Raw genomic sequence first — 16328 nt, forward strand, 5'->3', positions numbered from 1 at the left:
AAAAATATTCAGATATGCTTCAGATTCAAGGTTTCGTATTCAACTTTGCGAGCGAAAATACTTATATCCTTTATAACGAAAATAAAAATGCCTGGTTAATTGATCCGGGAAATATGAATGCTCAGGAAACTCAGGCTATTGATAACTTCATTACTGAAAAAGGACTGAAGATTCGGAAAATACTCCTGACCCATGCTCATATTGATCATGTATTGGGACTTCAATGGGCTTTTGATAAATTTAAGGTACCTGTGAATATGCATCAGGAAGACCAGGAAGTACTGGATATGCTTCAGGCAAGCGGGATGAGATTCGGAATGCAGATCAATCCTGTAAAAGTGAATGTAGAATATATAAAGGAAGGTGATGAACTTGATCTGGATGGAGAAAAATTCAAAATATATCATGTTCCGGGACATTCTCCAGGAAGTGTTGTTTATCATAATGAAAATCAGAAATTCATGATTTCCGGTGATGTTCTTTTTGAAGGAAGTATCGGAAGAACAGATCTGTATAAAGGAAATTATGATCAGCTGATTGAAGGAATTAAATCAAAACTTTTCATTCTGGATAATGATACCCAGGTTTTCTCAGGACATGGAAATCCTACATCGATTGGTTTTGAGAAACAGTATAATCCGTTTTTAAAGTAAAAAGGTTTGAGGGATTGAATTGTACCAACCCCTGAAATCAAAACTTAAGTCTGATACTTATATAAAAATTATTTTGTCCGATTAAATTTAAACATAATTAACAGGTCGCTCTACGGAGCTATAATTTTAAAACAAATCCGTGCATTAACAGTTAGCTTCTATTGGAGCTGTATTTGATCCCATCGGGATCAACTGTTAGTAGAAAAAATGAGGCACCGGTAAAATAGAGCTCCGCAGGACCGACCTGTTAATCTATGACGTAAATATTGTTTTCAATATATTTATCCTCTTTATCGGACAGTACTAGTAATAAAAACAAAACCGTCAGAAATTCTTACGGTTTTGTTTTTATTAAGAAATAGAGTCTAGAAATCCAGTGTGATTGATGCTCTGGCAGCAGCTCCCATGATAGGTCTGGCCATGATGATTCCGTCTCCATTCGGTGATCCGGCTCTTGGGTCTCCTTCTGTAATACCAATAGTGTTAAAGATATTGGTACCATCTACTGCAAAACGTATTCTTCCTAACTGGTAAGACATTCCCGCTCCAAATTCTGTAAAAGAAGGTAGGGTCTGTACATTTTTCTCATCCTGGAAACGTTTTCCATAATAATTCATACTTACATAGGCTCTCCATGACTTGGTAATGTTCACCGCCGGTGAGATATTAAAATAAAACTTTGGCATTCTTCTTACCACATTTCCTTCAAGTACACTTCCGGCTTCAAGGTTTTTATATTTCGGGCTTTGAACGGTTCCATTGAATGCAACTTCTAAAATATTATTGAATAAACGGGCATATCCTTCAAATTCAACTCCATAGTTTTGGGTATTCGCAAAAGTATTTTCAGATTTTCCATCAGAGAAGATATCTGTAAATGAAAGATTATTCAAGGTAGAATAGAATGGAATCACCGCTATGTCAAAGGTACGCGAGTAATATTTATATCCAACTTCTAACTGATTGGTGGTTACTGATTTTAAAGGTTTGTCAGGGTTTGGAGTGGAGAAATAGTTGTAATAAGCTTCTTCATTCGGAGATCTGAAACCGTTGGAGAAACGAGCATACACCGCATTCTCTCTGTTGATTTTATAATTGGCAGCTAATGTAAAGGAAACTTTATCCACATTAAAGTTCCAATAGGTGTATTTATTTCCCAATACACTCATATTATCATCAGCCGTCGTCGTGTTGAAACCATGAGTTCCATCAGTTGTTAATCCAGAATTATTTAAATTAGAAGTGGTGGTATTGGCAAAATTTCCTTTGTAATAATCATGGCTGTAACGAAGGCCTCCATTTACACTTAAAGCATCGGTAATGTTATAGTCTAAGTTTACATAAAGATCATTCAAACTTCCCTGAGTCTGAGTTCTTCTTTGCAAAAATGTCATATCCATCACACCATTGTAGGTTTTAGAGTATCCGTCATCAGACGGGCTCATAGACGGGTTTACCAGATTTAAAAGTTCAGGTCTGTCTGTAGCAGTTGCCAGAACATTACTCCAGTTCCAGTATTGCTGAGATTTCCAGTTGGATTTATAAAAACCAGCCGTAACATTTCCTTTGTCAAATTTATAACTGAATTGTAAATCATTCACAAAATTATTCATCTGTTTGTCGATTGCCCAGAATCCTAATTTTTGTACATACTCAGGATTAACAACAGCTCCGTTGCTTACGAGAGAATACTGATAATTGCTCATACCAAGCCCACCATCTTTCACGGCATCAGTAGCATATTTAGAAGCTAGCTTTGGACCTCCTGCCGGAAAAATCCCGGTATAATTCATATTGATATTGGTGTATCTCGTTTTGTTTAAAACACTGAAATTATTTCCAAGATCATATTTAAACTCTGCACCCAATGCATCTACTTTCGGATGGATCCCATCTTCAAGATTTCTGTTGAAAAATCCACCTCCGGCCTGTGGAATATTCAGCTGGCTGATGGCTCTGTAACTATATGTTCCGTAATTAGGATCAAATCCCTGGAATCCTTTCAGTTTATTTCCGTTCTGGATTAAAGGAATCGGAAGGAAGAATGTATTTCTGTCATCCAGTTTTTTGTAATATACTTTTACATAGCCTTTATCAAAGACATATTTCAGATTCATTCTGATTTGCCCCCCATTATTGGCTTTGAAACCTGTTTTTCTGATTCCGTCATCTGTTCTGTAAAAACCACCGACATTAAAAAACAATTTATCCTGAACCAAAGCGCCTCCTACATTCACATCGGTACGCATCAATCCGTAGGTACTGGTTTCAAGTTTCGCCGTACCTCTGAAATCATTGGTTCCTTCTCTGGTAATAAAGTTGATCAGACCTCCAGGTGAATTGGTTGCAAAAATAGAACCTGAACCTCCTCTCAAAGCTTCCATGCGGTTGACAGAATTGTCTACACGGAAAAAATTATCTGCATTGGCAAACTGAAGCGCTCCATCTTCAAAAACGGGAAGACCGTCTTCCTGTACCTGTACAAATTCATAAGCTCCAGCAGAAGGAATCCCTCTTGCAAAAAGGTTGTTTCCTACCTCACCTCCTGAAGTTTCCACAGCAAATCCCGGAACTCGCTGTAGTAAAGCCGCAGCACTGATCGGGTTCTGTTTCTGAATTTCTTTGGAACTAAATGTGGAAATTGCTGTACTGGATTCTATTTTTTTCTTTGGATTTGAGTTTCCTGTGATGACAATCTGATCGATGGAAGAAACTTTTGCAGAATCCTGCGGTGTTTCCTGGGCATAAGCATTATTAAAGTATAACGTAGCTGTTGCGGCGATTAAAAAGATCGATTTTTTTTTCATAGCCTTATTTTTTATTGTTAGTTTCAGTTCTGTTGTAATTGCAAATACACTCCATTGGTCCAACCGAATCCGTCCTGATTAGGGTATTCCCCTCCGCCTGCTATTGTTTCTGTGTCTAATGCATTGTATTTTTCCATCAGCTTTCCGGTGTTTTTGTAGACCCTTTCTACATTGGAACACCAGTTGTTTTTAATTTTTTCTGCCAGCTCATCAAAGCCGTAATTTTTCATTGCTTTAAATCCTAACCATTGATAAGGAGCCCACGCATTGGGAAGATCCCACTGCTGACCCGAGTTTTTAGTTGTAGTAACAAGACCACCCTGGTAAAGAAACTTTTCAGCAACAGCTTTAGCAACTGCCTCAGCCTGCTCCTGATCTGCAATTTCAAGGAATAAAGGGTAAAGAGCAGCAATATGTTCAGACGGTGTTTTTGTGTTTTTTTTAGTGTGATAATCTTTATAATTGTTAGTATTTCCATCCCAGAAATAGTTATTGATCATCTGTCTTCGGCTTGCTGCTCTTTCTGAAAAATAATTTTCTTTTTCACTCAGATTCTGAAGTGCTGAAGATTTCGCCAAAGTCATTTCCAAATGCCACAAAAGACAGTTCAAATCAACCTGGGCAAGATTCAGCGTTTCTATTGTCTGTATATTTTCTCCGTCTGCAAACCATCGGCTGGAAAAATCCCAACCCGATTCACAGGCGCTTCTTATATTTCTGTAAAATTCATCACCTGAAGCTTTCTCATGATCTTCAATATCGATCAGATAACTTTCGGGCCGTGGTGTATTTTCTGCATCGTAATAACGGTTCAGGATATCTCCCTCTGTTGTTTTTACCACTCTTTTTACACTGGACCCGTTTTCAAGTCCTTCTTCCCCATTCATCCAGAAAGCATATTCTTTCTCCAGTGTTTCGTGGTATTTCACATAAATCTCCTTGTCTCCTGTCGTTTCGAAAAGAAGATCCAGCATTAATGAAAAGTAAGGAGGCTGCGATCTGCTCAGGAAATGAGTTCTGCTCGCATTCGGGACAAATCCTACATTTTGGATCAGATAAGAACAGTTTTCAATAATGTTTTCCATCATCTCCACCCTTCCTGACACTTGCAGCCCAAGCATAATAAAGTAGCTGTCCCAATAGAAAAACTCATTGAAACGACCTCCCGGAACGATATAGGGTTTTGGTAATTTTAAAAGGGTTCCTTTTTCTTCGTACGCTGTACGGGTGAGTTCATCCCACAACTTTTCGATATGTTCACCAATAGGGAGCTGATCTTGTCTCTGAACAGAAACTCTTGCTCCTAAAAAGTCAAAATGAGTCATCACAAAATCTTTCAGATCAAAACCTTCCGTATTTTTGGATTGTTCATAATCCTCATTGATCTTTGCAATGGGAAAAAGAGGAACTGCATCCGTCATCATTTTCTGATCCTCAAAAATTTCAGATCTCTGTACATTATCAAACAGACTTTGAATTTCGTTTATATAAAGCTGATTACTCATTGTTATTTTTTAGGATTAATTTTTAATTTATTCATGAACACTGCCGAAGTGATCAGTAATGAAAGCGGAATCAGGGAAAGGTAAAATGCCCGCTGCCCGCTGAATTCCTGAAATACAAAACCGGTAATGATAGAACCTATCGTTCCCCCGATTGCTGAGAAAACAACGATCAATCCTGACATCGCACTGTGCAGATATTTAGGGATTGATGCCAGAATCACAGAATTAATACTTGGATAAATTGGTGCCAGCAAACCTCCCATCAAAGGAAATAAATACACGACCAAAGGAGCATTCAACCAGTTTGTATTTGTATCAATATGAATATTATGGGTCAAGGGCAAAACCAGCAATAAACTGATAGCAAAACCTACCACACAGAAAGAAACTACATAGATCCAGCTGAATTTTTTAGAGAAGAATCCCGATAAAAATCTTCCCAAAGCAAAAGCTCCCGCTAAAACCGCTCCCGCCTGAATACTCATAGAGGTAGGCACTTTTAAAATCTCTTTATAAAATGTGGGCGTCCACGTTTGAAAGCTCTGCTCTACCAATACAAAAAGGAAAGCGCATAATAAAAAACATAATACTTTTTTATAGCTGAATAAGCTTACACTATTTTTTAAATCTCCCAAGAGATCTGTTTTATCACTTTTAGCTTCCTGTTCGTTCAGTTTTGAAAAGAATAAAAATAAAAAAGACAAACTTGAAAGTCCTCCCAGCACCCAATACACATTCAGCCATTCAGTAGATTTCGGATTATGATCATCTATATATAAACTGAATAAAACATTTCCAGCCAGTACTCCGATCATGAAAAACCCTTCCAGAAATCCCATAAAACTGGAATGTTCTTTATCTGTTTCCGTTACCAACCCAATAGAAGTAAAAACCGATATTTTGATTAATGCAAATGAAACTCCTACTGTAGCAAATAGTAACTTGAATACCCAGAAGTCATTGGTAAAAGGCATTACAAAACACATGCAGCTTACCAGCAATAAAGCAATCAGCATTGATTTTTTGATTCCTATCTTCGGAAGAAATGAAGCCAGAATGAAAGAACATATGGCGATTGGAAGATCTTTGAAGCCTTCCAGAACGCTTGCCGAAGATTTTGAAATCCCAAAATTCTGCTGTACCTGTAGAATGACTGTTCCTACAGAATTCAGAAGAATGGCGAAGACAAAATAGTTTAAAAATAAAACGGCCTTGATGTTAAGATTTTTCATTCAGGTGATTTCTTGTTGGCTAAGATAGAAGCATTTCTGTTAACGATAATTTAACACAGTAAATCAATATTTGAACTATATTAATATATTTAGTATTTTCAGTGAATAAATATGATTAATTAGATGAAAGTTACTTTTGAAAGGGTAATCCCTAATGAAAAGAGCTCATTCCGCACCATTCATAATAATTCTCCCATTTCAGAATTCAAATGGGAGTATCATTATCATCCCGAAATTGAGCTGGTATGTGTTATTTCCGGGAATGGAACCCGTCACGTGGGTTATCATAAAAGTAATTATACGAACGGAGATCTGGTATTAATCGGGTCCAATATTCCCCACTCCGGATTCGGTCTGAATTCTATTGATCCGCATGAAGAAATTGTACTTCAGTTCAAAGAAGAAATCCTTCAGTTTCCCGAGCAGGAAGTAGAATCGAGATCTATTAAAAACCTGTTGGAACTTTCAAAGTACGGGATTCATTTTCATCATAAAGTAAAAAAGGTGATGCTTCCCAAACTGAAACTGATGCTGGAATCTGAAGGCTACAAAAGATATTTATTATTGCTTGAAATTCTTTTTGAACTTTCAAAATGTGAGGATTATGATCTTTTAAACAAGGAAATCATGCCCTACACCATTATTTCTAAAAATAAAACCCGCCTTGAAAACATCTTCACCTATGTAGAACATCATTACGATAAGGAAATTGATATTGAAGACGTGGCAAAACTTGCCAACCTCACTTTACCAGCTTTCTGTAATTTTTTTAAAAAAGCGACTCAGATTACGTTTACAGAGTTTGTGAACCGTTATAGAATTAATAAAGCCTGTCTGCTGATGGCGCAGGACAGATCTATTTCAGAATGCAGCTACCAGTGTGGCTTTAATAATGTGACCTATTTTAACAGGATGTTTAAAAAATATACGGGGAAGACTCCTTCAGAATTTATCAGGAATTATTCTCATAGCAATGTTAATGTAGATATAAAGACTGAAAAGGAGACTAAAGCTAAAGTAAGTTTTTAATAGAAAAACTACGCTGAGACTCCTACCGGAGTGACAGACTGTGTGGATAATAGGTGAATTATGTTGCAAGAAACAAAAAAGCCACTCCAAAAGAGCAGCTTTGTATTATTGAGTAAAAACCAGTAACTAAATAAACCAGCAACTAGCAATTATTTCCATTTAATATTGCATCCCATGCTAGGTCTCTGAATTTCTTCCTGAGGTTCTCCAGCCAAAAGATTTTCAAAAGCAATAATCAGATCTTCTCCGGTTACATCTTTATTATTTCCAGGTCTTGAATCATCCATCTGACCTCTGTATACAAGGTCAAGCTTATCATCAAAGAAATAAAAATCCGGTGTACAAGCTGCATCATAAGCTTTTGCTACTGCCTGGCTTTCATCAAACAGATAAGGGAAATCAAATCTTCTTTCAATTTGAAATTCGATCATTTTTTCCGGAGAATCTGCCGGATATTTTTCGATATCGTTAGCATTGATGGCGATGAATTCAATTCCGCGCTCGTTATAATCTTCGTATAGTTCATTGATCTTGTCAATTACATGAAGAACAAACGGACAGTGGTTGCACATAAAGATCACCAAAGTACCTTTTTCTCCTTTCAGCTCTTCCAAAGACTGAAGTTCATTCGTTTTTGACGGGTTAGGAAGTTCAAAAAACGGAGCTTTTGTTCCTAATGCCAACATATTTGAGGGAGTATTCATATCCTTATTTCTTTACCGGCAAAGATAATTATTTCTTTTGTTAATTAGGAAAAAGACATTTTCATTTTTAATAAGGTAAGGAAGCTGGAAGCTGGAGGATGAAGATTGTTAGCCCTCAAAAATAGTTATAGTCAAATTCTATTATTATATTATTTAACCTTCAAAATAACTCCCAGCACCCATTCTTCTAGCTTCCAGCCTTTAATTAATCTTCTTTAAAAAGTAGACGAACCTATAAAACTTACAATATCCCTTGGAAGTTATATTAAAAAGTTTGTAGTTTTGCTAACGCTGTTAGTAAATAAAAATCATGGGTCTACATGAACGCCGTCAACGAGAAAAAGAATCCATCCGTGCAAATATTTTGCAGGCTGCTTTTACGTTGGCGAAAACTGAAGGCTGGGGTTCGCTTTCTATGCGCAAGATAGCAGATGCTATTGAGTATAGTGCTCCCGTTGTATATGATTATTTTGAAAATAAAGAAGCTATTCTATTTGAAATTTCTTTAGATGGCTTTCATAAGTTACACATTGAACTGTTAAAAGCTCAGCAGAAGCACGATACTCCGGAAGAGCAGCTTGTTGCCATTGTGGATGCGTACTGGAACTTTGCTTTTAAAAATAAGGAATATTACCAGCTTATGTTTGGTCTTGGAATGCAATGTTGTGGAAAAGGACAGATTAAAAAAGAATTCTCGTCATTCCAGGAACTTATTTATGAATGTACTTATGAGATTATAAAGAAAAACGGATCCAATCCGGACAATGCCTGTCATATGTCTCATGCTCTGTTTTCTGCCGTACATGGAATGATCTCTATTATGATGATGCGTACAGCTGATATCCCTTCAACAATGAATAAAACGACTTTGGACGAAACTGTTTCGGCTTTTATTAAGTCTTTATAGATTTTTTTTGAATTAAAAATTAACACCGTTAGGAAAATTAACACTGAATTAATATATATTTCCTGTTAATCCTGACTAAAAACTCAAACATTTATGAAGCCATTCATTATTTTAAGTTGTTAAAATTAGTGATTTTTTGTCTACTAATTAACACTGTTAGTAAAATTAACACACCTTACACCATCATTATACACTTCAATACATTAAAAAAATTTCAATTATGGAAGCAATCGACCTCATCGGACATTAAAAATTCTGTAATTTTTTTTGAACAAATCATTAACACTGTTAGGAAAAAATACAGCATTTATCAAAACATTTTTTACTTACCTCTAACACTTCATTAAAAAAATTAAACCAACAATGAAATTACCTGGAAAAACAAGGTTTATTGTACTTATTGCAAGTATAATTCTTTTACAGAGCTGCACAAAAGCCGCAGAAGGAACCAATGCCGCACCTCCAGCTCCAGAACTTCCGGTTTATACCGTTATCACCTCACCCGCTACTACATATCAGGAATTCCCAACTGCTTTGGAAGGGAAAAACAACGTAGAAATCAGATCTCAGGTAGATGGATACCTTGACAGAATCTACGTAGAAGAAGGAGCATATGTAAGAGCAGGACAACCGTTATTCAAAATAGATTCAAGAAGTTATGGCGAACAGATGAATATGGCTCAGGCTAATCTTCAGGCGGCCAATGCCAATATTCAAAAAGCAAGAGTAGAAGTAGACAGACTTCAGCCGCTGGTGGCTGCCAAAGTAGTTTCTGATGTACAGCTTAAAACCGCAAAAGCCAATTATGAAGCGGCTGTAGCAGCAGCTGCACAAGCGAGAGCCTCTGTAGGAAACGCCAGAATCAACGTAGGATTTACAACCATTACAGCTCCTGTAAGCGGCTATATAGGAAGAATTCCTTACAAAAAAGGAAGTCTGATTTCAAGAACAGATGTGAATCCATTGACATTACTATCTGATATCAGTGAAATCTATGCCTATTTCTCTTTAAGTGAGCTTGACTTCATTGCTTTCCAGAATAAATATCCGGGAGCAAGCTTAGAAGAAAAACTGAAAAATATGCCCATGGTAGATCTAGTGATTGCCGACAACAGTACTTACCCTGAAAAAGGAAGATTAAGTATTGTAGACGGACAATTTGATAAAACTACCGGAGCAATCAGTGTACGTGCCGTTTTCCCTAATGCCAACGGAACTTTAAGAACCGGAAATACAGGAAGAGTACGTATGCCACAGCTCATTTCAAATGCAGTTGTAATTCCTCAGGAATCAACCTTCGAAATTCAGGATAAAACCTATGTTTATGTAATGGGTAAAGACCAGAAGGTAACCGGGAGACCGATCAAAATATCAGGAAAAACGGATAGCTATTATTTTATTTCTGAAGGGCTTAAGCCTGGAGAAAAAATTGTATTCACGGGAATTGGAAACCTGAAAGACGGTGCTTCCATCAAGCCGAAAAATATTTCTTCGGACAGCTTGTTAAAAGCAAAACCATTATAGTTCTTTCCGAATACAGAAGACTTAAAAAAATAAACTTCTTATGTTAAAACAATTTATAGAAAGACCAGTCCTTTCAACGGTCATCTCCATAATACTCTTATTATTGGGAGCTTTGTCTCTCTTTAATCTACCGATTGCCCTTTTCCCGGACATCGCTCCACCAAGCGTTCAGGTAACGGCATTCTACCCTGGAGCCAATGCTGAGGTCGTAGCCCGTTCGGTAGCCACTCCTATTGAGGAAGCTGTAAACGGAGTTGAGAACATGACTTATATGACCTCAAACTCCAGTAACGACGGTACCATGACCCTGAGTGTTTTCTTCAAACAGGGTGCCGATGCAGACAATGCGGCAGTAAACGTACAGAACCGTGTATCGAAAGCGATGAGCCAGCTGCCTCAGGAAGTGGTACAGGCCGGGATCTCAACCCAGAAGGTTCAGAACAGTATGATTATGTTCATGGGACTGACCAGTGAAGATGCAAAACAATATGATGAATTATTCCTTCAAAACTATCTGAAGATCAATGTTATTCCACAGATACAGCGTATTCCGGGGGTAGCACAGGCTCAGGTATTCGGGACAAGGGATTATTCCATGAGAATCTGGCTGAAACCGGATCGTCTGGCGGCTAATAATCTTTCTCCACAGGAAGTTTTGGGAGCCATTAAAGACCACAACCTTGAAGCTGCTCCGGGCCGTCTTGGACAGGGAAGTAAGGAAACCTACGAGTATATCCTTAAATATAAAGGAAAACTGAATAAGGGTGAAGACTATGAAAACATCGCCATCAAAGCAAACAGTGATGGATCTTTCTTAAGATTAAAAGATGTTGCAAGAGTAGAATTCGGTTCTTATACCTATACTGCGACCAACAGGGTAGATGGAAAACCGGTTGCCGGATTTGCTATCCTGCAGACAGCCGGATCCAATGCCAACGAAATCCTTACGGAAATTGAAAAGCAGGTGAAAGTAATGGAAACCACTCTTCCAAAAGGAGTGAAGCCAATCATCATGTACAACTCTAAAGACTTCCTGGATGCTTCTATCCATCAGGTTGTGGAAACACTTGTTATCGCCTTCATCTTGGTATTTATTGTAGTATTTATTTTCCTTCAGGATTTCAGATCTACCTTAATTCCGGCTATTGCCGTACCCGTTGCGATTATAGGAACCTTCTTCTTCCTGCAGTTATTTGGTTTCAGTATCAATATGCTTACCTTATTTGCATTGGTACTCGCCATTGGTATTGTAGTGGATGATGCCATTGTGGTGGTGGAAGCCGTCCATTCTAAAATGGAACAGACGGGAATGCCTGTAGAGCATGCTACCATGCACTCGATGAGTGAAATTTCAGGAGCCATTATTTCCATTACACTGGTAATGTGTGCCGTGTTTATTCCGGTTGGTTTCATGCAGGGACCTGCAGGAGTTTTCTACAGACAGTTTGCTTTCACATTGGCGATTGCGATTTTAATTTCAGCAGTGAATGCATTAACATTGAGTCCGGCATTATGTGCGATGTTCTTAAATGATCCTCAGGGAGAACATGGGGAGCACGGTCATAAAAAAGGTTTTGGAGCAAGGTTCTTCAATGCTTTCAATGCGAGCTTCAACAGCATGACCAAAAAATATATTTACAGCCTTAAGTTTTTAATTAAAAACAAATGGGTTGCGATAGGAGGTCTTGTTATCATCACAGCAGCAAGTGTATTTTTAATCAAGAAAGCGCCGTCAGGATTCATTCCTACGGAAGACCAGGGATTCGTATTGTATGCGGTGAATACTCCTCCGGGAAGTTCACTGGAAAGAACACACAGAGCTACGGCTCAAATTGATAAAATTATCAACGGTGAAAAAGCAACCAACCACCTTTGGGTAGCGGACGGGATGAACTTCATCAGTAATGCCAACGCTTCTCCCTATTCTGCAGGTTTCATTAAGCTTAAAGATTATGACAAGCGTGGTGAAATGAAAGATCCTGATCAGATTGCTGCAACATTGACAGGTAAGGTAAGCCAGGTAAAAGATGCCAACGCATTCTTCTTTAACTTCCCCACTGTACAAGGTTTCGGTAACGTTTCCGGATTTGAATTCATGCTTCAGGACAAAACGAATGGTTCTTTTGAACAATTGGGAACAACCACTCAGCAGTTTATCGGAGAACTGATGAAAAGACCTGAAATTGCTTTTGCCTTCACAACGTATGCCGCAGGAAACCCTCAGTATACTATTGATGTGGATACTGATAAAGCTAACCAGCTGGGCGTTTCTGTAACAGAACTGATGCAGACGATGCAGATTTATTTCGGAAGTAGCTTTGTATCGGATTTCAACAGATTCGGGAAGTATTACAGAGTAATGGCTCAGGCAGATATTCCTTACCGTACGGATGTTAATTCACTCGAAGGAATCTATGTAAAAAATAAATCGGGAGAAATGGTTCCTGCCAAAACTCTGGTTACTCTAAAAAGATCTTTCGGTCCTGAAACAGTAACAAGAAATAACCTTTTCAATGCTGTTACGATTAACGGAACTCCGAAACCTGGTTACAGTACCGGAGATGCCATCAAAGCGGTTGAAGAGGTTGCTCAACAGTCACTCCCAAGAGGATATGGATATGAGTGGACAGGGATTACCCGTGAAGAAATTAAAACAAGCGGACAGACTGCCTTTATTTTCTTCTTAAGTATCCTATTCGTTTACTTCTTACTGGCAGCTCAGTATGAAAGTTATATCCTTCCTTTTGCGATTATTCTTACCATTCCAACAGGGATTTTCGGAGTATTTGCCTTCACAGGATTAGCAGGAATTGATAACAATATTTACGTTCAGGTAGGATTGATCATGCTTGTAGGACTATTAGCGAAGAATGCCATCCTGATTGTAGAATTTGCCGTACAGAGAAGAAAAGCTGGTAAAACATTGATAGAATCTGCACTTCAGGCATCAAGATTACGTTTAAGACCGATCTTAATGACCTCTTTTGCCTTCATCGTGGGAATGCTTCCACTGGTATGGACGCAAGGTGCTTCTTCAAAAGGAAACCACTCTATCGGTTACAGTACCGTAGGAGGAATGCTTACAGGGGTAATCTTCGGGATCTTTATCATTCCGGTAATGTATGTAGTGTTCCAGTACCTGCATGAAAAAATGCCAAGCAGAAAAAAGAAAAGACTTCTGAAAAAACAAATGGAGGAAGAACTTTTAGCTGCTAGTCACTAATAAAAAAATGAATGACAAAAACTTAGAGAAAATTTTAAGATCATAGGTTTACCTATTTACCTGCCTGTTCTTAATGGTTTAAAAAATTAACTATTTTCTCCTACTAAAGAAATTTTTGCATCAACAGAAACCTCTCTAAGTTTTGTCTTCAATTAAAAGTTTAAAAACTATGAAACGAGTAAAAAATATTATTCTAACATTTGTGCTGGCCATCGGCTCTGTTTCGTGTGTGTCTAAACTGGCCTACACGGAGCCTGAGCTTCCACTTCCGGAAAAGTTCCAGTACACTGCCACTGCAGACACAGCCAGTATAGCTAACCTGGAGTGGAAACAGTTTTTCAGTGATCCTATTTTACAGGGACTGATTGAAAAAGGAATTAAAAATAATTATGATCTTCAGATTGCCTTAAAGCAGGTGGCTGCTTCACAGGAAAAACTGAAACAGGCAAAATATATGCAGTATCCGGATGTTGGGTTTGGAGTAAGCGGACAGATTTCAAGACCATCCAAAAACAGCATGAACGGGCAAAGCTTAAATTTATTTTTAGGTTCAAGCCATGTTGAAGACTATAACGCAGCCTTCAATCTTTCATGGGAAGCAGATATCTGGGGAAAAATCAAAAACCAGCAGGAAGTTTCAAGAATGCAGTATCTTCAGACGTATGAAGGTTCAAAAGCAGTTCAGACTCAGGTAGTAGCAGCTATTGCACAAGGGTATTATAATTTGTTAATGCTTGACAGACAATTGGCTATTGCAAAATCCAACCTGGAACTGACCAGCAATACCCTTTTAATGACCCAAAAAATGTGGGAAAGCGGCGATAATACTTCTTTGGGAGTTCAGCAGGCCGCAGCACAGAAACAGGCTACAGAACTTCTGATAGCCCAGCTGGAGCAGAATATTGCCATCCAGGAAAATGCACTGAGTATTCTGGTTGGAGAACTTCCCAATAAAGTCGACAGAACCATTGAAATGTCTGATACTTCACTGCCTCAAAACATTACTGCAGGACTTCCGGCAGCTATGGTAAGCAGAAGACCAGACGTTCGTCAGCAGGAACTGGTTTTATTAGAATCCAATGCAATGGTAGGAATTGCTCAGGCAAATATGTATCCTGCATTGAAAATTACCGCGAATGGTGGAGTAAATTCATTCAAATTTGATAACTGGTTCCAGATTCCGGCTTCGTTATTCGGATCGGTTTTAGGGGGAATTACCCAGCCTATTTTCCAGAAAAGACAGTTGAAAACAGATCTGGAAGTAGCAAAAATTCAAAGAGAAAAAAATGTTCTTGCATTCCGTCAATCGGTATTAAATGCTGTGGGAGAAATTTCTGATGCCTTGGTTTCCAATGAAAACTTAAAAGTTCAGGAACAAAAAGCGACAGAACAGGCAACTACACTAAAAGATGGAATTAAAAGTGCACAACTTCTTTACAAAGGAGGTTCAGCCAATTACCTGGAAGTGATTACAGCACAGGGGAATTCCCTACAGGCAGAGTTGAATCTGGCTTCCATAAAAAGACAGAGATTAAGCAGCATTGTAGATTTATACAGAGCTTTAGGCGGCGGTTGGAAGTAGTAAATTAAATTATATTTGTTTTAAGATGCGGTTCTTTTCAGAGCCGCATTTTTTGTATTGTTTCTGTTTATCTACAATATGAATTTAAACTTGGATTCCTAAGGAATGACACAGTGTATGGATAAATGAAGCGTCCGGTTTGTCATTCTGAATGGAACAAAGTGGAATGAGGAATCTTTAAAAACAATCGATGAGATTCTTCCTTTGTCAGAATGACAAACTAAGTGCTTAATTCATTCCTGAAATTGCTCAGCAATCCATTTTAACAGAGCCTCAAAATCTTCCTGAGAATATCCCAACTGTAAATAATGAATATCGTCCGCCTTTCTGTACCATGTCAATTGGCGTTTTGCATATCTGCGGCTGTTCTTTTTAATTTCCGAAACCGCAAAATCAAGATCCCATTCTCCATCAAAATATTTGAACAGTTCAGCGTAACCTACAGTATTCAAAGCTGTCAACCCTTTGAATTTCTCAAGACTTTTCACCTCATCCAGCAAGCCGTTCTCCATCATGATATCCACTCTGCGGTTAATTCTTTCATATAATTCTTCCCTTGGAGCTTCTATCCCGATTCTGATGACATTAAAATCTCTTCCATTTTGAGAAACCGAAATATGTTCAGAATATTTTTTATCCGTCTGCCATATAATATCAATAGCTCTCAACAGCCTGCGGTGATTGTGAATATCCACCACACTGAAATATTCAGGATCCAGTTCTTTTAAAATCTCCTGAAGTTTTTCTATTCCCTCCTGCTCCATCATATTTTGAAGCTTTTCCTGGTTTTCAGCATTGGCTTCCGGAAGATCATGCAGACCTTCTATCACAGCTTTTTCATACATCATGCTTCCTCCAACAAGAATTACCGTGTCATGAGCAGTAAAAAGTTCATTGAGTTTCTGAAGAGCATCTTCTTCATACTGCCCGATAGAATAATACTCTTCCACTGAAAGATTTCCGATAAAATGATGAGGTGCCTGCGCCAGTTCTTCTTCTGAAGGAGCTGCCGTTCCTATTTTCATTTCTTTAAAAAACTGGCGGGAATCACAGGAAATAATCTCGGTATTGAAATGCTGCGCCAAATCAATTGCCAATCTCGTTTTTCCAATTCCGGTGGGTCCTACTACAGAAATTAAATTTTTCTTTTTCACAGCGCTAA

The 16328-nt window shown here is 38.1% G+C and carries 11 protein-coding genes; 6 read left to right on the top strand and 5 right to left on the bottom strand.

The window, feature by feature from the left end; genetic code table 11:
- The first annotated feature begins 14 nt into the window (after positions 1-14).
- A complete protein-coding gene (locus PZ898_RS10880; protein WP_120232935.1) occupies positions 15-653 on the top strand; it encodes an MBL fold metallo-hydrolase in 639 nt (212 codons plus the stop codon).
- A 365-nt stretch (positions 654-1018) separates the two neighbouring features.
- Here the strand turns inward: PZ898_RS10880 and PZ898_RS10885 are convergent, their stop codons facing one another.
- The 3 genes from PZ898_RS10885 to PZ898_RS10895 are packed head-to-tail and all read right to left on the bottom strand — an operon-like array spanning position 1019 to position 6197.
- Positions 1019-3460: a TonB-dependent receptor gene (locus PZ898_RS10885; RefSeq protein ID WP_277695493.1), complete on the bottom strand. Its 2442-nt coding sequence runs from the start codon at positions 3458-3460 to the stop codon at positions 1019-1021.
- A gap of 23 nt (positions 3461-3483) precedes the next feature.
- Positions 3484-4965, bottom strand: coding sequence for a trehalase family glycosidase (locus tag PZ898_RS10890; protein ID WP_277695494.1), 1482 nt, complete (start codon positions 4963-4965; stop codon positions 3484-3486).
- 2 nt (positions 4966-4967) lie between these two features.
- Positions 4968-6197 carry an MFS transporter gene (locus PZ898_RS10895; protein WP_062676222.1) on the bottom strand — a complete coding sequence of 410 codons (1230 nt, stop codon included), beginning with the start codon at positions 6195-6197 and terminating at the stop codon, positions 4968-4970.
- 123 nt (positions 6198-6320) lie between these two features.
- Here PZ898_RS10895 and PZ898_RS10900 point away from each other — a divergent pair, with 123 nt between their 5' ends.
- Entirely contained in the window at positions 6321-7226 is a 906-nt protein-coding gene (locus PZ898_RS10900) for an AraC family transcriptional regulator (RefSeq protein WP_277695495.1), read from the top strand.
- 149 nt (positions 7227-7375) lie between these two features.
- On the opposite strand, the gene PZ898_RS10905 is transcribed toward PZ898_RS10900, so the two are convergent.
- Positions 7376-7930, bottom strand: coding sequence for a thioredoxin family protein (locus PZ898_RS10905; protein WP_002976725.1), 555 nt, complete (start codon positions 7928-7930; stop codon positions 7376-7378).
- 310 nt (positions 7931-8240) lie between these two features.
- Here PZ898_RS10905 and PZ898_RS10910 point away from each other — a divergent pair, with 310 nt between their 5' ends.
- The 4 genes from PZ898_RS10910 (at position 8241) to PZ898_RS10925 (ending at position 15166) form a co-directional block, all read left to right on the top strand.
- The gene (locus PZ898_RS10910) at positions 8241-8837 is read left to right on the top strand and encodes a TetR/AcrR family transcriptional regulator (RefSeq protein ID WP_277695496.1); all 597 of its coding nucleotides are present in this window, start codon (positions 8241-8243) and stop codon (positions 8835-8837) included.
- A gap of 363 nt (positions 8838-9200) precedes the next feature.
- Positions 9201-10361: an efflux RND transporter periplasmic adaptor subunit gene (locus PZ898_RS10915; protein ID WP_277695497.1), complete on the top strand. Its 1161-nt coding sequence runs from the start codon at positions 9201-9203 to the stop codon at positions 10359-10361.
- Positions 10362-10401: 40 nt separating this feature from the next.
- The gene (locus PZ898_RS10920) at positions 10402-13584 is read left to right on the top strand and encodes an efflux RND transporter permease subunit (RefSeq protein ID WP_277695498.1); all 3183 of its coding nucleotides are present in this window, start codon (positions 10402-10404) and stop codon (positions 13582-13584) included.
- Positions 13585-13753: 169 nt separating this feature from the next.
- A complete protein-coding gene (locus tag PZ898_RS10925) occupies positions 13754-15166 on the top strand; it encodes an efflux transporter outer membrane subunit (RefSeq protein ID WP_062676226.1) in 1413 nt (470 codons plus the stop codon).
- A 233-nt stretch (positions 15167-15399) separates the two neighbouring features.
- Here PZ898_RS10925 and miaA read toward each other — a convergent pair whose 3' ends face one another.
- Positions 15400-16320, bottom strand: a complete 921-nt coding sequence (gene miaA, locus PZ898_RS10930) for a tRNA (adenosine(37)-N6)-dimethylallyltransferase MiaA (RefSeq protein ID WP_120232901.1) — start codon at positions 16318-16320, stop codon at positions 15400-15402.
- Positions 16321-16328: the final 8 nt, after the last annotated feature.

This window comes from Chryseobacterium sp. WX, assembly GCF_029542485.1.
Classification (GTDB): Bacteria; Bacteroidota; Bacteroidia; order Flavobacteriales; family Weeksellaceae; genus Chryseobacterium; species Chryseobacterium cucumeris.